At 67.7% G+C, this 19,460-nt stretch carries 16 protein-coding genes and 1 riboswitch; of the genes, 13 read left to right on the forward strand and 3 right to left on the reverse strand.

The genetic code is table 11. The features are described from left to right. Positions 1 to 18: 18 nt before the first annotated feature. The 4 genes from rnc to ftsY all read left to right on the forward strand — a co-directional run bounded on the left by rnc (position 19) and on the right by ftsY (position 6,695). Positions 19 to 744 (forward strand): ribonuclease III, encoded by a 726-nt coding sequence (rnc, locus tag JYA52_RS13785; protein ID WP_205653736.1) that lies wholly within the window; start codon positions 19 to 21, stop codon positions 742 to 744. A gap of 7 nt (positions 745 to 751) precedes the next feature. Continuing rightward, a complete protein-coding gene (gene mutM, locus JYA52_RS13790) occupies positions 752 to 1,711 on the forward strand; it encodes a bifunctional DNA-formamidopyrimidine glycosylase/DNA-(apurinic or apyrimidinic site) lyase (protein ID WP_205653737.1) in 960 nt (319 codons plus the stop codon). A 110-nt stretch (positions 1,712 to 1,821) separates the two neighbouring features. Then, complete coding sequence (gene smc, locus JYA52_RS13795; protein WP_205653738.1) at positions 1,822 to 5,421, forward strand: chromosome segregation protein SMC; 3,600 nt, start codon at positions 1,822 to 1,824, stop codon at positions 5,419 to 5,421. A 62-nt stretch (positions 5,422 to 5,483) separates the two neighbouring features. Beyond that, positions 5,484 to 6,695, forward strand: coding sequence for a signal recognition particle-docking protein FtsY (gene ftsY, locus JYA52_RS13800; RefSeq protein WP_205653739.1), 1,212 nt, complete (start codon positions 5,484 to 5,486; stop codon positions 6,693 to 6,695). Positions 6,696 to 6,714: 19 nt separating this feature from the next. On the opposite strand, the gene JYA52_RS13805 is transcribed toward ftsY, so the two are convergent. After that, positions 6,715 to 7,974, reverse strand: coding sequence for an MFS transporter (locus JYA52_RS13805; protein ID WP_205653740.1), 1,260 nt, complete (start codon positions 7,972 to 7,974; stop codon positions 6,715 to 6,717). A 228-nt stretch (positions 7,975 to 8,202) separates the two neighbouring features. On the opposite strand from JYA52_RS13805, the gene JYA52_RS13810 reads away from it, so the two are divergent. Both JYA52_RS13810 and JYA52_RS13815 read left to right on the forward strand, forming a co-directional pair. Then, complete coding sequence (locus JYA52_RS13810; protein WP_205653741.1) at positions 8,203 to 9,567, forward strand: ammonium transporter; 1,365 nt, start codon at positions 8,203 to 8,205, stop codon at positions 9,565 to 9,567. Next, positions 9,564 to 9,902 (forward strand): P-II family nitrogen regulator, encoded by a 339-nt coding sequence (locus tag JYA52_RS13815; protein WP_131131786.1) that lies wholly within the window; start codon positions 9,564 to 9,566, stop codon positions 9,900 to 9,902. Before JYA52_RS13810 ends, JYA52_RS13815 begins: the two co-directional genes overlap by 4 nt. A gap of 79 nt (positions 9,903 to 9,981) precedes the next feature. On the opposite strand, the gene JYA52_RS13820 is transcribed toward JYA52_RS13815, so the two are convergent. After that, positions 9,982 to 11,385, reverse strand: a complete 1,404-nt coding sequence (locus JYA52_RS13820; RefSeq protein WP_307869370.1) for a glucose-6-phosphate dehydrogenase — start codon at positions 11,383 to 11,385, stop codon at positions 9,982 to 9,984. Positions 11,386 to 11,528: 143 nt separating this feature from the next. Here JYA52_RS13820 and ffh point away from each other — a divergent pair, with 143 nt between their 5' ends. Then, positions 11,529 to 13,109, forward strand: coding sequence for a signal recognition particle protein (gene ffh / locus JYA52_RS13825; RefSeq protein ID WP_205653742.1), 1,581 nt, complete (start codon positions 11,529 to 11,531; stop codon positions 13,107 to 13,109). A 53-nt stretch (positions 13,110 to 13,162) separates the two neighbouring features. Beyond that, a complete protein-coding gene (locus JYA52_RS13830; RefSeq protein ID WP_205653743.1) occupies positions 13,163 to 13,897 on the forward strand; it encodes an alpha/beta fold hydrolase in 735 nt (244 codons plus the stop codon). A gap of 93 nt (positions 13,898 to 13,990) precedes the next feature. On the opposite strand, the gene thiC is transcribed toward JYA52_RS13830, so the two are convergent. Then, a complete protein-coding gene (thiC, locus tag JYA52_RS13835) occupies positions 13,991 to 15,823 on the reverse strand; it encodes a phosphomethylpyrimidine synthase ThiC (protein ID WP_205653744.1) in 1,833 nt (610 codons plus the stop codon). Beyond that, a riboswitch (TPP riboswitch) is annotated at positions 15,818 to 15,925 on the reverse strand. Its footprint overlaps the gene before it by 6 nt. Positions 15,926 to 15,987: 62 nt before the next feature. Between thiC and JYA52_RS13840 the strand changes: the two genes are divergently transcribed. The 5 genes from JYA52_RS13840 (at position 15,988) to JYA52_RS13860 (ending at position 19,407) form a co-directional block, all read left to right on the forward strand. After that, entirely contained in the window at positions 15,988 to 17,076 is a 1,089-nt protein-coding gene (locus JYA52_RS13840) for an amidohydrolase family protein (RefSeq protein WP_205653745.1), read from the forward strand. Between the two features lie 72 nt (positions 17,077 to 17,148). Then, positions 17,149 to 18,024 (forward strand): VOC family protein, encoded by an 876-nt coding sequence (locus JYA52_RS13845; RefSeq protein ID WP_205653746.1) that lies wholly within the window; start codon positions 17,149 to 17,151, stop codon positions 18,022 to 18,024. 97 nt (positions 18,025 to 18,121) lie between these two features. Then, positions 18,122 to 18,559: a hypothetical protein gene (locus JYA52_RS13850; protein WP_205653747.1), complete on the forward strand. Its 438-nt coding sequence runs from the start codon at positions 18,122 to 18,124 to the stop codon at positions 18,557 to 18,559. 193 nt (positions 18,560 to 18,752) lie between these two features. Next, complete coding sequence (gene rpsP, locus JYA52_RS13855; RefSeq protein WP_056632653.1) at positions 18,753 to 19,163, forward strand: 30S ribosomal protein S16; 411 nt, start codon at positions 18,753 to 18,755, stop codon at positions 19,161 to 19,163. 1 nt (position 19,164) lies between these two features. After that, positions 19,165 to 19,407 (forward strand): RNA-binding protein, encoded by a 243-nt coding sequence (locus JYA52_RS13860; RefSeq protein WP_205653748.1) that lies wholly within the window; start codon positions 19,165 to 19,167, stop codon positions 19,405 to 19,407. The last annotated feature ends 53 nt before the right edge of the window (positions 19,408 to 19,460 follow it).

The raw sequence follows: 19,460 nt of genomic DNA on the forward strand, positions 1-19,460 counted from the left end.
GCCCACAGGCTGAAAAGGATGTCTTCAACTGAAGAGCTTCTGAAGCGTCTCGGTGTCTTCATTGACGCCGGGACGCTTCGTCTTGCTCTGACACACCGTTCCTACGCCTACGAAAACGGCGGCATTCCCACCAACGAACGGCTTGAGTTCCTGGGCGACTCCATTCTGGGTTTCTCAGTGACGGACGCGCTGTACCGCGATAACCCGACGCTTCCCGAGGGCGACCTCGCGAAGCGGCGTTCGGCCGTGGTCAGCACCCGGGCCCTCGCGGGCATCGGACGCAGCCTGGGCATTGGTGACTACATCTACCTTGGGCAGGGCGAGAAGCTCACCGAAGGCAAGAACAAAGCCTCGATCCTGGCTGACACCATGGAGGCGCTCATCGGTGCCACCTACGTCTCCAACGACATCGAGACCGCCCGGCAGCTGGTGATGCGCCTGATCGGTCCGCTCCTGAAGGACGCCGCCGCCCTCGGCGCCGGCACCGACTGGAAGACCAGCATCCAGGAGCTGGCCGCCGGCAGGCAGCTCGGCAGCATCTACTACGCAGTGGAAGGCTCCGGCCCGGACCACGCGCGGACGTTCATCGCGGAGCTGCAGATTGGCGGCAAACCCTGTGGCAGGGGATCCGGGCACTCCAAGAAGGAAGCGGAGCAGGAAGCTGCAGCCGACGCGTGGCGGAAACTTTCAGGCACAGGCGCGGGCACGGCGGACGCGTCTCCGGAATCCGCTGCAAGCAACTAGGTGACCGGTGCCTGAACTTCCCGAGGTGGAGGTGGTCCGCCGCGGCCTGGTCAGCTGGGTTCTCGGCCGGACCATCACCGGCGTTGATGTCGTGGATCCGAGGTCCGTGCGGCGCCACGCCCTGGGACCGGAAGACTTTGCCGGGAACCTCGAAGGGGCCACCGTCCTGGACATTGTGCGCCGCGGGAAATTCCTGTGGATGCCGCTGCAGGAGGCCGGCGCTGTCCCCGGGGAAGACGCTGAACCCCCAAAGGTGGCGCTGATGGCCCATCTCGGCATGAGCGGCCAACTCCTCATGCAGGACAGCGCCGAGCCGGATGAGAAGCACCTCAAAGTCCGTCTTTGGCTGAGCCCGCGCGACGGCATGCCCGGGCAGCTCCGGTTCGTCGACCAACGGATCTTCGGCGGACTGTTCGTCACGTCTCTGGTTCCGACCGACGACGCCGGGCCGGGCGGGCTCGCCGAAAAGCCGCTGCCCCTGATCGCCGAGGAGGCGGCGCACATCGCGCGCGACCCCCTGGACCCGCACTTCTCGTTCGGGGACTTTTACCGCCGGCTGCGGAGCCGCAAGACCGGCCTGAAGAGGGCGCTCCTCGATCAGCGCCTGGTGTCCGGAATCGGGAACATCTATGCGGACGAGGCCCTGTGGCGGGCGAAACTCCACTACGCCCGCCCCACCGATACCCTGCGGCGGGCTGAGGCTGAGCGCGTGCTCACCGCGGCCCGGGAGGTCATGCTTGATGCCCTGGAGGCCGGCGGGACGAGTTTCGACTCCCTCTATGTAAACGTCAACGGCGCCTCGGGCTATTTCGAGCGTTCCCTGGACGCCTACGGCCGCGAAGGAGAACAGTGCCGCCGTTGCGCCGCGTCCGGCATCGTGTCCCTGATGCGGCGAGACATGTTCATGAACCGTTCCTCCTACACCTGTCCCGTATGCCAGCCGCGGCCCCGCAACGGCCGCTGGTGACCGTTGTCTCGGTGGCCGGAACGCCGTAAATCCGCGGAATCCGGGCTTCGTGGCAGTAGATTTAGGGCAGAAACGCAGCCGCTGCCGCCATTCAGGAGATCCGAAACACCTTGCACCTCAAAAGTCTGACCGTCAGGGGCTTCAAGTCGTTTGCCTCGGCGACGACCTTCGACTTTGAGCCCGGCGTCACTGCGGTGGTGGGGCCCAACGGCTCCGGCAAGTCCAACGTGGTCGATGCCTTGTCCTGGGTCATGGGCGAGCAGGGAGCCAAGACCCTCCGCGGCGGCAAGATGGAAGACGTCATCTTCGCCGGCACCGCCGGCCGGCCCCCGTTGGGACGGGCGCACGTCTCCCTCACCATCGACAACGCCGATGGTGCGCTGCCCATTGAATACAGCGAAGTGACGATCTCCCGCACGCTCTTCCGCACCGGCGGTTCCGAATACGCCATCAACGGTGCCGCGTGCCGCCTGCTGGACATCCAGGAGCTGCTCTCCGATTCGGGCCTGGGACGGGAGATGCACGTCATCGTCGGCCAGGGCCAGCTCGACAAGGTGCTGCATGCCACGCCCGAGGACCGGCGGGGGTTCATTGAGGAAGCCGCGGGCATTCTTAAGCACCGGCGGCGCAAGGAAAAGACCGTGCGCAAGCTCGAGGCCATGCAGGCCAACCTGCAGAGGCTCAGCGACCTCACCGGCGAAATCCGGCGGCAGCTCACGCCGCTGGGCAAACAAGCGGAGATTGCGCGGCGCGCCCAGACGGTGCAGTTCGAGGTCCGGGACGCCCGGGCACGGCTGCTGGCCGACGACCTGGTCCAGCTCCGCAACAACCTGGCGCAGGAAGTTGCCGATGAAACCGCGCTGAAGGCGCGGCGGGCCGTCGTCGAACGGGATCTTGAGGCCGGCCGCCGTCGCCAGGCGACGCTGGAACAGCTTGCCGCTGCGGCCACGCCCCGGCTGAATGCGGCGCGGGACACGTGGTACCAGCTCTCGGCCGGGCGCGAGCGGCTGCGGTCCCTCGGCTCACTGGCGCGGGAACGGTGCCGGCTGCTGGGCTCAGCGGACGCCGCCCCCGAGCCGGGCCGGGACCCTGACCAGCTGGAGCGGCAAGCGGCCCGCGTCCGGACCGAGCAGGCGGAACTCGAACAGCACATCGTCGGCAGACGCAATGCCCTGGAAGCCGCCACCGCCGCAAAGAGCGAGGCAGAAAGCGCCGCCGCCGCCGAGGAAAGGCGCCTCACTGCCGCCCTGCGGGCAGCGGCCGACCGGCGCGAAGGCCTGGCGAGGCTGGCCGGCCAGGTTGCGGCGGCGAGGTCGAGGGTCGAATCAGCGCAGGCCGAAGTGGGCCGGCTGCGCGAATCCAAGGCGGCCGGCGAGGAACGCAGGAAGCAGGCCCAGTCCGAATTCACGGCGCTGGAATCCCAGGTCGCCGGGGTGGAGGAGGGCGAAGAGTCCCTCGATGCGGAGTACGAGGAAGCCAGCGCGGCGCTGGACGCCGTCCTGGCGGAGATCGATTCCCTGCGCAGCGCCGAGCGCGAGGCCCTGCGGGAACGCGACGCGCTCAAGGCCCGGCACGATGCCCTGAGCCTGGGCCTGAACCGCAAGGACGGTTCCGAACACGTCCTCGGCGCCGCCCTGCCGGGCATCGTCGGGCCCCTGGCCTCGGAGCTGGCGGTAACGCCCGGCTGCGAGGCCGCAATCGCCGCCGCGCTCGGCAGCGCCTCAGACGCCGTGGTGGTGCGGGACAGTGGAGCCGCCGCTGATGTACTGCAGCTCCTGAAGGACGACGACGCCGGCCGGGCAACACTGCTGCTCGAAGCCCAGCCGGAGCCGGGCGGCCCCCCGGCGGCGGCTGAGACGCAGGACGCGGCTCTGCCTGAGGGTGCCCGCTGGGCAACCGACCTGATTACTGCCGCCGGCCCCGCAGGGGCAGCCGTGCAGCAGCTGCTCGCGCGCACCGCCGTCGTCGACGATCTTGAATCGGCCGCCGCCCTGATCGGCGAGCGGCCGGAGCTGACCGCGGTCACGATGGCAGGCGACGTCTTCACCGCCTTCACCGTCACCGGCGGCTCCGCCAAGGCGCCGTCGCTGCTCGAGGTGCAGGCCGCCGTCGACGACGCCGCGTCAAGACTCGCCGCCGTCACCGCCGGACTGGAGCAAAACCGTTTCGCTTTGGCCGGAGCGGAATCGCGCCGGACCGGGGCGCAGGACCGGGCGGACGCAGCCCTCGAACGGCTCCATGACTCCGACGCACGCCTCGCGGCCGTGGCCGAACGGCTCGGCCACCTGAATTCAGTGCTGCGCAGCGCAGTGGGCGAGAGCGACAGGCTGGCAGCGTCGCTGGCACGCGCCGAAGCCAGCATCGCGACCGAACAGGAAGCCCTCACTGCGATTGCCGCGCGGCTCGCCGCCGCCCAGGAGGCACCTGCCGAGGCCGAGCCGTCCACCGACGAGCGTGATGCGCTGGCCGCTGCCGCAGCCCTCGCGCGGTCCGCCGAGATGGACGCCCGGCTGTCGCTGCGCAGCGCCGAGGAGCAGCTGTCCGCCATCCGCAACCGGGCGACCTCCCTGGAACGGGCTGCCGCGTCCGAACGCCGGGCCCGGGAAGAGGCCGCCGAGCGGGCGCGCCGCCGCAGAATCCAGGCCCGCCGGGCCGCCGCCGTGGCAGAGGCTGTGGACCACATCATCCGGTTCAGCGACGCGTCCGTCGACCTGGCCGGCATGGAACGCGACATTGCCGAGCAAAACCGCGAGCAGCGGGACCGCGAACTGGCGGACGTCCGTACTGCCAACGACTCCCTCGCCCGGGAGCTCGCCGATCTGACGGACTCGGTGCACCGTGACGAACTGGCTCGTACGCAGCAGAAACTCCGGATCGAGGCACTGGAGAACAGATCCATCGAAGAGCTGGGCCTGACCGCCGACCAGCTTGTGGGGGACTACGGACCGGACAGGCCGGTTCCGCTGCCGGCAGCCGGATCCGCCGACAAATGGGCGGAGCTCCGGGCGCCCGTCGATGACGAGGGCAAACCGCTCGTGGCGGGGAAGCCCTTCGTCCGCGACGAGCAGGAAAAGCGGCTGCGCAAGGCAGAACGGGACCTCGCGTCGCTGGGCAAGGTCAATCCGCTGGCGCTGGAGGAATTCGCGGCGCTGGAAGAGAGGCACCAGTTCCTGAGCACGCAGCTGGAAGACCTCAAGTCCAGCCGCAAGGACCTGCTGGACATCATCAAGGAAGTCGATGACCGCGTGCAGAAAGTCTTCGCGGAGGCGTTCGCGGAAACCTCGGCGCAGTTCGTCCACGTCTTCTCCCGGCTGTTTCCGGGAGGTGAGGGCCGGCTGGTCCTTACCGACCCCGATGACATGCTGACAACGGGCATCGAGGTTGAGGCGCGGCCGGCAGGAAAGAAAATCAAGCGGCTCTCGCTGCTGTCGGGCGGCGAACGCTCCCTGACGGCCGTGGCGCTGCTCGTGGCAATCTTCAAGGCCCGGCCTTCACCCTTCTATGTGATGGACGAGGTGGAGGCGGCGCTGGACGACACCAACCTGGGCCGCCTCATTACGATCTTCGAAGAGCTCCGCGAATCCAGCCAGCTCATCGTCATCACCCACCAGAAACGCACCATGGAGGTGGCGGACGCCCTCTACGGGGTCACCATGCGGGGAGACGGCGTCTCCACCGTGATCAGCCAGCGCCTGGGAGCCGACGTCTAGCGCGAACGTATAGTTCGGGCCCCGCCCGCAGCGCCCTGGGCTGTTATGAGAAGCTAGGGAGTGTGAACGAACTCCTTCCAATTCTTCTGCCCATTCTCGCTGCCCTGGTGGTCATCGGCGGGCTGGTCCCGGTGCTGCTCAAGGCACGCAAGTCCGGGAAGCAGTACCCCGGAACCCGCGACGCCAACGATCCCGTGCTGCCGCCGGGAGGTGGAGGGACCCTCCTCGAGGACCGCCCGGTGGCGGCTCCAGGACGGAAGGCGCCCGACGGCGTCGACGTCGACGGCGGCCTTGTCACCGAGGTTCCCGACGACGTCGCCGGCTTGGAAACCATCGCTGTCGAGACCCCGCTGCCTGTTGAAGGACGCCTCACGCGCCTCCGGGAGCGCCTCGTCAAGTCGAACAACGTCCTGGGCAAGGGCCTCCTGGCGCTCCTCTCCAGCGATAAGATCGACGAGGACGTCTGGGATGAAGTGGAGGAGACCCTGCTCCTGGCCGACCTCGGCACCGAACCCACCATGGAGCTCGTGGATGCCCTCCGCGAGCGCGTGAAGGTCCTGGGCACTCGCTCGCCGGAGCACGTGAAAGCACTCCTCCGCGAAGAGCTGATCAAACTGGTCGACCCCACCATGGACCGGAGCCTCCGGGTCGAACGCCACGCGGACACGCCAGCCGTGATGATGGTGGTCGGCGTCAACGGCGTCGGAAAGACCACCACCGTCGGCAAGCTGGCCCGCGTCCTCGTCGCAGAGAACAAGGACGTCCTGCTGGGCGCCGCGGACACCTTCCGCGCGGCCGCCTCGGAGCAGCTGGCCACGTGGGGGCAGCGGGTAGGCGTGCCGACCGTCAAGTCCGACATCGACGGCGCGGACCCGGCTTCGGTCGCCTACGAGGCGGTCAAGGCCGGCATCGACCAGGAAGTCGACGTCGTCATGGTCGACACCGCCGGGCGCCTGCAGAACAAAGTCGGCCTCATGGACGAGCTCGGCAAGGTCAAGCGCGTCATCGAGAAGCTCGCAGAGGTTGACGAGGTGCTCCTCGTGCTCGACGCCACGACCGGGCAGAACGGGCTCAACCAGGCCAAGGTTTTCGCTGAAGTCGTCAACATCACCGGCATCGTCCTCACCAAGCTGGACGGGACGGCCAAGGGCGGCATCGTCGTCGCCATCCAGAAGACCCTCGGAGTGCCCGTCAAGCTCATCGGGCTCGGCGAAGGCGCGGACGACCTGGCGCCCTTCGACACCGAGGGATTCGTCGACGCGCTGTTGAACTAGCTCCGCCGCGAGTTACTGCCTAATGCGGTTGCGGCGCCTCCGAGGGGTGCCGCACCGCAGTCTCGCGGGCCAACAGCCACGCGACAGCCGCCAGCAGCAGCACCCCACCCGTCGCCGCGAACGCCCAGCCGTACCCGAACGCATCCGCCAGGAGGCCGGCGAACACCGGCCCGAGGATGGCTCCGATGTCGGCGGTCATCTGGTAAGCGGCGAGCACCCGGCCGCCGGACCGTTCACGGCCGATCACGTCGGCCACAGCTGCCTGCTGGGCGGGGCCCAGCAGCCCGGCGCCCACTCCGGCAAGCATCGAGGCGGCAAGGAACCAGCCCAGGCCCTGCGTGAGTCCTATCCCGCCCGTTGCCGTGCCGGTGACCACGAGCCCGGCGATCATCAGCGGCTTGCGGCCGAGACTGTCAGCAAGCCTCCCCGAAAACGTGAGGGCGACGGCGTTTCCGGCGGCAAACACTGCCAGCGCCCAGCCTGCCGCCTCCGGGCCGGCGCCGAGGGCGGCGACGGCGAACAGGGGCACCGTGGCCATCCGCACGCCAAACGTGGCCCAGCCGTTGGCGAAACTCGAGAACAGCGACGCCCGGTAGGCACTGTCCGCCAGGGCCTCGCCAAACTTCATGTCCGGCGCGGCTGATCCGTCGCGGCCGCCGCCGCCCGGCACATGGCTAAGCTGCGTCTGCACCACGAGCGCTGCCAGGACCAGGGCTGCGGCGTAGGCGAGGAACGGAACCCGCAGCCCGAAGCCGGCCAGCAGGCCTCCCACGATGGGTCCGCAGACGTTGCCGATCAGGAACGCGGAGGCATAGGCTCCCGAAACCCTGCCCCGGCTTTCCGGAGGGGCCAGCCTGATCACGAGTGCCATGGACGCCACCGTGAACATGACGGACCCGGCGCCGCCGAGGCCCCGGAAGATCAGCAGCTGCCAGTAGTCCTGTGCGAAGGCGCAGGCCGCGGTTGACGCCGCCACAATCAGCAGCCCCGCGACGTAGACAGGCCGCTCGCCCAGCCGCCCGATCAGCGCCCCGCCCGCGGGAGCGAACACGAGTCGCATGAACGCGAAGATGCTGACGATCACGGCCGCTGCGGTAGCGCCGACGTCGAAAGTGGTGGCGAACTGCGGAAGCACCGGCGCCACGAGCCCGAAACCGAGGGCGATAAGGAACGCCGCGACCAGCATCACCTTGATGTCACGGGGCAGCCGGGCATCTCCGGTCCGCCTGACGGCTGGGAACCGCGGTCTTCCGGAGGCGGGACGGGGGAGGAGGGGCATGACGCGGTGATCCTTGGGATGCGGGCGGGAAAAGCGGGATTGCGAACGCTGAAACATAACCGTAACAAGCCAGATATGCACCATTTACTTCCGGGAGGTTCTTGTAACAGAGCGGCAATCTAAATCCTCCGCCAGCGAAACACACCGGGGCAAAACTTTATGTAGGACGCAAATGGCGTTGGCCAAGCGGAAACATCCGCAACATCGATCACAGGGAGGACGTGCACCATGGAACTTACCGCAGGTCACGTATGGCTCATGGTGGCGGCGGCACTCGTGCTGTTCATGACACCAGGTCTGGCATTCTTTTACGGCGGCATGACGCGCGCCAAGGCAGCACTGAACATGATGATGATGAGCTTCATCTCCATCGGCATCGTCAGCGTTGTGTGGGTACTCTGGGGTTACTCCATGACGGGCGGCGACGGCTTCCTGCAGATGGTCGGGAACCCGCTCGCCAACTTCGGTCTTGAGGGCATTACGGAACCGGACGGCCTCATTCTTGTCGGCTATGGAGCAACCTTCGCCATCATCACCGTGGCCCTGATCAGTGGAGCCATCGCGGACCGCGCCAAGTTTGGCGCGTGGACCGTGTTCGTGCCCGTCTGGGTAACCCTGGTCTACTGCCCGTTGGCCTACATGGTCTGGGGTGGCGGCCTGTTCGGTGAGGAAGGCGCGATCGGCAAGGCACTCGGCCCGGCCATCGACTTCGCCGGCGGCACCGTGGTCCACATCAATGCCGGTGTGGCGGCTCTGATCCTCGTTCTGATCATCGGCAACCGCAAGGGCTTCGGCAAGGACCCGAACCACCGCCCGCACAACATCCCGTTCGTTATGCTCGGCGCGGCTATTCTTTGGTTCGGCTGGTTCGGCTTCAACGGCGGCTTGGCCTCTAGCGCTGAGCAGGGCGGCCTGATCTGGGTCAACACCCTGGCGGCACCTGCCGCAGCCATGATTGGCTGGCTCATCACCGAACGTGTCCGTGACGGGCACCCCACCTCCCTGGGCGCTGCATCCGGCGTCGTCGCCGGCCTGGTCGCCATCACCCCGGCCTGTGCAAACGTCAGCCCCGTCGGTGCCCTGGGGCTCGGCCTCGTGGCCGGTGCCGCATCTGCCCTTGCCGTCGGGCTGAAGTTCCGCTGGGGCTTCGATGACTCGCTCGATGTTGTCGGTGTCCACCTGGTCTCGGGCATCATCGGCACCGTGGCGCTGGGCTTCATCGCCCTTCCGGCGGACGGCGTCGGCGGCGGCCTGTTCTACGGCGGCGGCCTGGCCCAGCTCTGGGCACAGCTGGCAGCGGCCGGCATCGCCATCGCCTACTCGGCCATTCTGACGCTGATCATCGCCCTGGCGATCCACAAGACCATGGGCTTCCGCGTTTCCCAGGAACAGGAAGCGGTGGGCGTGGACCTCAGCCTGCACGCCGAGACCGCCTACGAGTTCGGTGTCGGCGGCCATGGCGGCAGCTTCCAGCCGCTGCATGAACTGATCAAGGGCAACGCCCCGACCAGCGGTACGGACTCCGTGCCCGCTGAAGGAACCGCAGAGCAGAAGACCGAGACAGCATCAGGCAAGGAAAGCGTGGGGGCATGAAACTGATCACAGCAATCGTCCGACCGGAGAAGCTCGAATCCATCCGGGAAGGCCTGGAGGCCTACGGGGTCCAGGGCCTGACGGTCAGTGCAGCCAGCGGCTACGGCCGGCAGCGGGGGTACACCGAGGTTTACCGGGGTGCCGAGTACAACGTGGACCTGCTGCCCAAGATCCGCGTGGAGGTTCTGGCCACGGACGAACAGGCTGATGACATCCTCGACGTCATCATCGCCAGTTCCAACACCGGCCGCGCAGGCGACGGCAAGGTCTGGACCATGGATGTCTTTGAAGCAGTGCGGGTGCGGACAGGTGAACGCGGCGTAGCCGCCATCTGACACCGCAACCCGGCAGCCGCAGGCAATGCCGAAAGGGCCGGTCACCTCTGGGTGACCGGCCCTTCTTGCGCGCCCGGAGCTAGTCGGTCCGCGCGGAACCCAACCGGCCCTCGGGACCGGACGTGCCGGCGTCGTACTCCTCGAGCGGGACGGCGTTCCTGGCCCAGGCCTCGAGCACCGGCTCAATGACCCGCCAGCACTCCTCGGCAGTGTCGCCACGGACGGACAGCAGGGGGTCGCCGGTCAGGACACCTTCCAGGACTTCCCCGTAGGGGAGCAGCTCGGAGGCGCTCAGCTCTGCGAGGAGCGTGGTGCGGTCCAGGCGGAAGATGTCCCCGGGTCCGTTGACGTCGACGTCGAGCTCCAGCGTGTCCGGCCCGAAACCGATCCTGAGCTTGTTCGGGGCGTCGATGCCCGTGAATCCCTCGGGCAGGTGGGGGACCGGCCGGAACGTCACCACGGCTTCCTTCCGCTTTTCCCCGAGCGCCTTGCCCGAACGCAATATGAAGGGCACGTCCTTCCAGCGCCAATTGTCGATGTCCACCCGGACCTCAGCGAGCGTTTCCGTGTTTCGGCCCGGATCCACGCCCTGTTCCTTGACGTAGTCCGGGACCGTCCTGCCGTCCAGGCTGCCGGCGGTGTAGCGGGCACGCCGCGTGCTGGCCTGGTACGGAGCCTTGATGCTGCTGGCGCGAAGCACGGCGGCCACGGCGTCGCGGAGGTCGCGCTCGCCGATCGTGGCCGGAGGTTCGATGGCCATGAGCGCCATGATCTGCAGGAGGTGGCTTTGGATCATGTCCCGCAGCGCTCCGGCGCCGTCGTAATAGCGGGCCCGGCCCTCGAGGGCCAGGTCCTCGTCGAAGATGATCTCCACCTTTGCGATGTGCCCACGGTTCCAGACGGGCTCCAGGAAGTTGTTGGCAAAGCGGAGGCCGAGGATGTTCAGGACGGTGGCTTTGCCCAGGAAATGGTCCACGCGGTGGATGTGGTCTTCCGGGACGAGGGTCAGGAGCGTGCGGTTCAGTTCGCGCGCCGACTCTTCGCCCGAGCCGAAGGGCTTTTCCATGACCAGGCGGGTGCCGGCCGGGACCTGGCCGGGCTGCAGGATTTCGCAGGCTTTCTGGCTCACATGGGGCGGCAACGCGAAGTAGACGGCCACGGGGACCTCGAGTTCAGCCAGCAGGGAGGCCAGGGGGCCGTCGGCGGTGACGTCCAGCTGGCGGTAGGCCGTAGCTTCCTCGAGCGCCGCGAGGGCCTGCTTCCCGGCGTCATCGGCCGTACCGGCTGCGTCGGCGAAGGCCGTATGGACGCGGTCCTGCCACTGCTCCTGCGGCCACGGATCGGAGCCTGCACCTACGAGCCGAAGCCCGCCCGCGCGGCCGGTGGCCACCAGGCGGGCCAATCCCGGAAGCAGGAGCCGTCCTGTCAGGTCGCCGGAAGCACCGAGGATGAGCAGGGTTTTTACAGTAGTTTGGCTCGTCACTGTGCCAGCATGCCATCTTGCATGCCCGTCTTGGTACCCTAGATAGTCGAGTCCCGTCGTCGACGCAGCTGGCAACAGCAGCCGAGACGCTGGTGTGCCGCAGGGCCGCCATCCGTACATCCACTGAAAGAAGTGCACGGCGCGTGTTCAATTCACTCTCTGACCGGTTGACAGCAACCTTCAAGAATCTCCGTGGCAAGGGCCGCCTCACCGAGGCAGATGTCGACGCCACAGTCCGTGAGATCCGGCGGGCCCTGCTGGACGCCGACGTTGCCGTGCCCGTGGTCCGTGAATTCACCGGCCAGGTCCGTGAACGCGCCCTCGGCGCCGAGGTGTCCGGGGCGCTGAACCCCAGCCAGCAGATTGTGAAGATCGTCAACGAGGAGCTCGTGGAGATCCTCGGCGGCGAGACCCGCCGCATCCGCAAGGCCAAGACCGGACCCACCATCATCATGCTCGCGGGCCTCCAGGGCGCGGGCAAGACCACCCTCGCGGGCAAGCTCGCCAAGTGGCTGAAGGGTCAGGGCCACAGCCCCATCCTGGTGGCCTGCGACCTCCAGCGCCCCAACGCCGTGACCCAGCTGCAGGTCGTCGGCCAGCGCGCCGGCGTCCCCGTCTTCGCCCCGCACCCCGGCGCGACCTCCGAGCTGGAGCACCCGGCAGGCGACCCGGTCGCCGTCGCCCGGGCCGGCGTGGAAGAGGCCCGCCAGAAGCTGCACGACGTCGTCATCGTTGACACGGCCGGACGCCTCGGCGTCGACGCCGACATGATGGAACAGGCGCGGCAGATCCGCCGGGCCATCGTCCCCAACGAAGTCCTCTTCGTGATCGATGCCATGATCGGCCAGGACGCCGTGAACACGGCGATGGCCTTCGATGAAGGCGTCAACTTCACCGGCGTGGTGCTGTCAAAGCTCGACGGCGACGCGCGTGGCGGTGCCGCGCTGTCCGTTGCGTCGGTCACCGGAAAGCCTGTGATGTTCGCGTCCACCGGCGAAGGCGTGGACGACTTCGAAATGTTCCACCCGGACCGCATGGCGTCCCGGATCCTCGACATGGGCGATGTCCTCACCCTGATCGAGCAGGCTGAGAAGTCCTGGGACAAGGACGAAGCTGCCCGGATGGCGAAGAAATTCGCCGACCAGGAAGACTTCACGCTGGATGACTTCCTCGCCCAGATGCAGCAGATCCGCAACATGGGCTCCATGAAGAAAATGCTCATGATGATGCCCGGCGCCCAGAACATCCGCCAGCAGCTGGAGCAGTTCGACGAGCGCGAGATCGACCGCGTCGAGGCGATCGTCCGTTCCATGACCCCGCACGAGCGGCTCGCCCCCAAGATCATCAACGGCTCACGCCGCGCCCGCATCGCCAGGGGCTCCGGCGTGCACGTCTCCGAGGTCAACGGCCTGCTCGAGCGCTTTGGCCAGGCCCAGAAGATGATGAAGAAGATGGCGCAGGGCGGCGGCATGCCGGGAATGCCCGGGATGCCGGGCATGGGCGGCGGCGGTGGCGCACGCAAGGGCGCCAAGAGCGCACCGAAGAAGAAAGCCCGTTCGGGCAACCCCGCCAAGGCAGCCCAGGAACTCCGTGATGCGGAGGCCCGGCGCGCCAGCGCAGCCAAGGCGCTGCCCACCGGCGCGTCCTTCGGCCAGCAGGGCGGCGACTTCGATCCGTCCCAGATGAACCTTCCCAAGGGCTTCGACAAGTTCCTCGGCAAGTAGGCGCGGCCATGCCTGTCTGCCCGGATGTCGGACCGCTGCCATAAGGTTGGGTCATGTTTAAGCAGCGGGTAGTGTTCGTCCACGGCGCCGGAAGCTTCGGCTCCGCCGCTTGGCCGCGCCAGCACGGCATGGCCCTGCAGTACGACGCGCTCTTCCTACGGCGGCACGGGTTCGATGCCGAAGCAGAGCCGCTGGAAACGGATTTCGCCGAGGACGCCCGGATCGTGCTGCGGTCGCTGGCAGACGATGGCCGGGGCGGGGCCGGCGGCCACATCGTGGCCCATGCCCAGGGCGCGATCGCCGCGATGATGGCTGCGGTCGAACGGCCCGACCTCGTGTTCTCGCTGACGCTCGTGGAGCCGGCCTGCCTGTCGCTGACTGCCGAACTGCCCGCCACGGCGGCCCACCGGGCGCTGATGGAGCCGCTCTTCGAGGTCCGGCACCAGCTCGGCGACGACGACTACGAGCGGGAGTTTCTGCGCCGTGCCTTTGCCGCGGAAGGCCACGCTCCGAGTACCCCGGAGGCCCAGCGCGCGGCGAGGCGGCTGCGGCTGCAGGCACCGCCCTGGCAGGCGCCGCTGCAGATTGTTCCGGGCGTTCCCACTCTGGTTCTCACGGGGGGCTGGGAGCCCCTCTATGAGGAAATCGCCGGTTACCTGCGGGAGACCGGTGCCCTGCACCGCACTGCTGCGGGAGGGCACCGGCCTCAGGACTCCGCGGAGGGCGACCGTCTTATCCGGTCCTTCATTGCAGAGGTCAGCCGGCGGCAGCAGCCGCAGGCATCCTGACCCTCACCCCCCACGCCCGCGCAGGGCAGCGTCCCGCCCGGGCCCGCGTCCGGCCGGCCCCCAATGCCTGCCGGACGGGGCCCGAAAAGGCCCTTACTGGCGGGCTGTCTCGGGAAGCTTCAGCTCCGGCAGATAAACTTTCCCGCCGGCGGCCAGGAACTCCTGGCTCTTCTCCCGCATCCCTTCGGCCATCTCGGCCAGAGCAGCCTGTGCTTCCGCGGAGCCGTACTCGTTGCGGATGTCCTGGCTGATGCGCATGGAGCAGAACTTGGGTCCGCACATCGAGCAGAAGTGCGCGGTCTTGGCCGGTTCGGCCGGCAGCGTCTCGTCGTGGAATGCCTCGGCGGTCACCGGGTCCAGGGACAGGGCGAACTGGTCCCGCCAGCGGAACTCGAAGCGCGCCTTGGACAGGGCATCGTCCCTCTCGTTGGCTCCAGGGTGGCCTTTGGCGAGGTCCGCGGCGTGGGCGGCGATCTTGTATGTGATCACGCCGGTCTTGACGTCGTCCTTGTTCGGCAGGCCCAGGTGTTCCTTGGGCGTCACGTAGCAGAGCATCGCCGTGCCGTAGCGGGCGATTTCCGTGGCGCCGATGGCGGAGGTGATGTGGTCGTAGCCGGGTGCTATGTCCGTCACGAGCGGGCCCAGGGTGTAGAACGGGGCGCCCTTGCACAGTTCCTGCTGGCGCTCCACGTTCTCCCGCACCAGGTGGAACGGGACGTGGCCGGGCCCTTCGACCATGACCTGCACGTCGTACTCCCAGGCCCGCTGGGTCAGCTCGGCCAGGGTGTCCAGCTCGGCGAACTGGGCGGCGTCGTTGGCGTCCGCGGTGGCCCCGGGCCGCAGGCCGTCACCGAGGGAGAAGGCGACGTCGTACTTCGCGAAGATCTCGCACAGCTCGTCGAAGTGGGTGTACAGGAAGTTCTCCTGGTGGTGTGCGAGGCACCAGCCCGCCATGATCGAGCCGCCGCGGGACACGATGCCGGTCACCCGGTTGGCCGTCAGGGGGACGTAGCGCAGCAGGACCCCGGCGTGGATGGTCATGTAGTCCACGCCCTGCTCGCACTGCTCGATCACGGTGTCGCGGAAGATCTCCCACGTCAGCGCGTTGGCTTCGCCGTTGACCTTTTCCAGCGCCTGGTAGATGGGAACGGTGCCGATGGGGACCGGCGAGTTGCGGATCAGCCATTCGCGGGTGGTGTGGATGTCATCGCCGGTGGAGAGGTCCATCACGGTGTCCGCGCCCCACTGGGTGGCCCACTGCAGCTTGTCCACCTCTTCGGCAATGGAGCTCGTTACGGCCGAGTTGCCGATGTTGGCGTTGATCTTCACCAGGAAGGCCTTGCCGATGATCATGGGCTCGGACTCGGGGTGGTTGATGTTGTTCGGGATAATGGCGCGCCCTGCCGCCACTTCGCTGCGGACCAGTTCAACGTCGCAGTTCTCCCGGAGCGCCACGAACCGCATCTCCGGGGTGATGACGCCCTGCCGGGCATAGTGCATTTGGGTTACCGTCTTACCGCCGACGGCGCGGCGGGGCACCGGCTGCGCGCCCTTCCACTCCGCGGACGCTGCGCCGCGGCGCACGGCCGACCGGCCGTCGTCGAGCAGGTTCCTTTCCCGGCCGCTGTAGGGCTCGGTGTCGCCCCGGGCTGCAATCCATTCCGCGCGGAACGGCGCGAGGCCCACGACGGGGTCGCTGCCCGGGCCGGCGGTCCGGTAGACCCGGAACGGCTCGTTCTGTTCTCCGCTGGGTGACGGTTCCAGGGCTATTTCCGTGACCGGAACGCGGAGGCCGTCTCCCTCGATGTATGCCAGTGAATGCGACTTCAGCGATTGGGTGGTGTCCTCGCCGGTCCCGCCTTGGGCTGCCTCGTTCCGGGCAGTTTCGTTTTGGGCAGGGATCAGCTGTTTTTTCTGGGTGCTCATTTACTGCTCACTTCCTTCGCCGGCATTACCCGGACAGGTTCAACGGTCGCAGGCTGCGCTAGCCCGATCTCAGCCCCTGCAGGGGCACCCGTGTGGTCGTAGACGAAGCTACCACAGGGCGGCCTGCCGGTGCCCGCCCACGCCTGATGTGACAGGCTGGATCCATGGCGCGCATCATCGAATTCACCGGGACGGTGCTCACCGGCCCGGACCAGGAACGGACCGGCCTGTGGGCCGTGGACGGCAAGCTGACCTTTCACCGACCGGGCCGGAGCCCGGACCTGGTCCTCGACGGCTGGGTGCTGCCCGGCTTCGTGGACGCGCACTGCCACATCGGGCTCGGGCCTTCCGGCGCCGTGGATGACGACGTGGCCTATGCCCAGGCGATGACCGACCGCGACGCCGGCACGCTGCTGGTCCGGGACGCCGGAGTGGTCAGTGACACCCGGTGGCTGCAGCGGCGCCCGGAGGCGCCGAGGATCATCCGGGCCGGACGGCACATCGCCCGGACCCGCCGGTACCTGAAGAATTTCGCCGTCGAGGTTGAGCCGGAGGAGCTGGTGGAAGCGGTCCGGAAGCAGGCGCGTTCCGGGGACGGCTGGATCAAGCTGGTGGGCGACTGGATCGACCGCGACGCCGGCGACCTTGCGCCGTCGTTTCCGGCCACGGCTGTCCGGGACGCGGTCCGCGCTGCCCATGACGAGGGCGCAAGGGTCACCGCGCACTGCTTCGGCGAGGACGTCCTCGACGACATGCTGGACGCCGGAATCGACTGCATTGAGCACGCCACGGGGCTCCTGCCGCGGCACATCCCGCGGTTCGTGGAGCAGAACGTGCCGATCGTGCCCACGCTCGTCAACATTGCGACGTTCCCGGACATTGCCGCCCAGGCAGCGCCCAAGTTCCCCCGCTATGCGGCCCACATGAGGGCGCTGTGGGAACGCCGGAACGAGCGGATCCGGGAAGCCTGGGAGTCCGGCGTGGAGATTTTCGCCGGGACCGACGCGGGCAGCGTGATCAGGCACGGCCGGATCGCGGACGAGATCCTGGCGCTCCACGCTGCGGGGCTCCCCGCGGCGGCCGCTTTGGATGCTGCGTGCTGGAGGGCCCGCCGGTGGCTGCGGGCGGACGGCCTGGCCGAGGGCGCCAGCGCGGATGTGGTGGTGTGCGCAGAAGATCCGCGGGAAGTGCCCGGGACCATCAGGCATCTGCAGGCCGTCGTGCTGCGGGGGAGTGTCGTCCGCTGGGAATAAATTGAAGCTTCAAGTAATTTAGATGTATAGAGACCATCGAAATACGGTGGCGAGGGAGTCGGGAGTATTCACATGACACCAGCAGCCAGCAGCCAAGATCTTCTTCCTGCCGATCTCACCATGGGCACCGTGATGCTCAAGGTCGGAGACATGAAGCTCATGACCGACTACTACCAGAGGGCCCTCGGCCTCGACGTCGTGGCCGAGCAGGACGGCGGCCTCTACCTTGGACGGCTCAACACCCCGCTGGTCCACCTGGCCCCCGCCCCCGGGCTCAACATTCCGGGACGCGGCGAAGCCGGCCTCTTCCACACAGCACTCCTCTTCGACGACCAGGCCGCCCTGGCTGCCACGGTCGCCACCGCCGCCCAGTACGAGCCGCAGCTGTTCACGGGCAGCGCCGACCACCTTGTCAGTGAGGCTTTCTACTTCAGCGACCCTGAAGGGAACGGCATCGAGCTGTACTGGGACCGCCCCCGCGAGGCGTGGTCCTGGGACGGCAAGAACGTGGTCATGGACAGCCTCGCCCTGCCGCCGCAGAAGTACCTGCAGGACCACCTGACCGAAGGTGCACTGGAAGGGCAGCGCGGCACGGAGGCCGGCGTCGGCCACGTGCACCTGCAGGTCGGCGACGTCCAGTCGGCCCACGACTTCTACGTCGGGACGCTGGGGTTCGAAAAGACCGCAGGCTGGCACGGCCAGGCCCTGTTCGTCTCGGCCGGCCGCTACCACCACCACATGGCCATGAACGTCTGGAACAGCCGCGGCGCCGGACCGCGCCGGGACACCCTCGGGCTCGGCGAAGTGCTCATCGAGGTCCCGACGGGGGACGACGTCGGCGCGCTCGCCGACCGACTGAAGGTCGCCGGCGTCGCTGCCCACCACACGGGGGCGGAGCTTCGCTTCGAGGACCCGTGGCGCAACCGGATCCGCGTCGCCGTGCGCTAAGCCGGACGCCGCATCTCTGGGTTAGGCTGATTTCGAACATCTGGGCGGCGTTGCCGCCGCCCAGGCTCCCGCCGTCGACGGAACGAGGACGAATTCCATGGGTTTCACCGAAATCTTTGTTGCCACGCACAGTGACGCCCTTAAGCGCGCAGCCGACCTCGACTCGGGCGCCGCCGCCCCGGCCGCCGGCGTGCGCATCCCGGGGATCAGCGACTTTGAAATCGAACAGCTCGGCGACCTCGCCGGATCGGCTGTCCATGCGGCCGGTGCCGACTATGAACTGGCCATGGTGGATGTTGCCAGCGACTCTCTGCTCGGCGTGCCGCCGGCCATGGTCCGGGCCCTGGCGGAGCTGGTCACTTACGAGTCAGAGGGCGAGGGCAACGTCCTTGACGACGTCGCCGAGCGATGGGCCGCCGAGGACGACATGCCCTTTGGGGCAGGCGAGGCGCGGAAGTACGTCCAGCAGCTGGCGGAACTCGCCGGAAGCGTCGACGAAAACAGCCGCACCGGCCTGTACGTCTGGTCTTCCTGACCTGTCCCGGCAGCGCCAGGCCTGTGTCAAGTCGAAATCGGGCCGCTGATCTGGCACAATAAACAGGTACTCGATCTGCGTGGCCCCTCTCTCCGCGTCTGGATCCTGTCCTTTCGAACCCCCAAGTATGGCCCGCCCCACGGGTGCAGAAACATGGGTTCAGCCCGTTTCAGAAACAGGAGTGACCACAAAAGTGGCCGTAAAGATTCGCCTTAAGCGCTTCGGCAAGATGCGCGCACCGTACTACCGCATCGTCGTCATGGACGCACGCTCCAAGCGTGACGGCCGTGCCATCGAAGAGATCGGCAAGTACCACCCCACTGAGGAGCCCTCATACATCGAGGTCGACTCGGACCGTGCCCAGTACTGGCTCGGCGTCGGCGCACAGCCGTCCGAGCAGGTTGCCGCGATCCTCAAGGTCACCGGCGACTGGCAGAAGTTCAAGGGCCTCCCGGGCCAGGAAGGCACCTTGAAGACCAAGGTTGCCAAGGAAGCCTTCGTCGCCCCGGAAAAGGGTTCCGTGATCATCCCGGAAGCCATCACCAAGAAGGCCAAGGCAGAAGCTCCCGCCGAGGCTGAAGCAGAGACCACCGAGGCTGAGTAAGTTGCTGGCAGAAGCGCTCGAACACCTTGTCCGCGGAATCGTTGACTCCCCTGAGGATGTCAAGGTCAGCGCGAAGAGCAACCGCCGCGGGGATACCCTCGAGGTGCGCGTTCATCAGGAAGACCTGGGACGGGTAATCGGACGCCAGGGCCGCACCGCGCGCGCACTGCGCACTGTGGTGGCTGCACTGGCAGATGGCGAGCAGGTCAGGGTCGACGTCGTCGACACCGACCGCCGCCGGTAACGCGCCTGCAACACTTGTCTTAAGTCCGGCCCCTTCACCAGCAACGGTGGAGG

Origin of the sequence: Arthrobacter pascens (assembly GCF_017052465.1) — a bacterium.
In the GTDB taxonomy this organism is placed as follows: Bacteria; Actinomycetota; Actinomycetes; order Actinomycetales; family Micrococcaceae; genus Arthrobacter; species Arthrobacter pascens.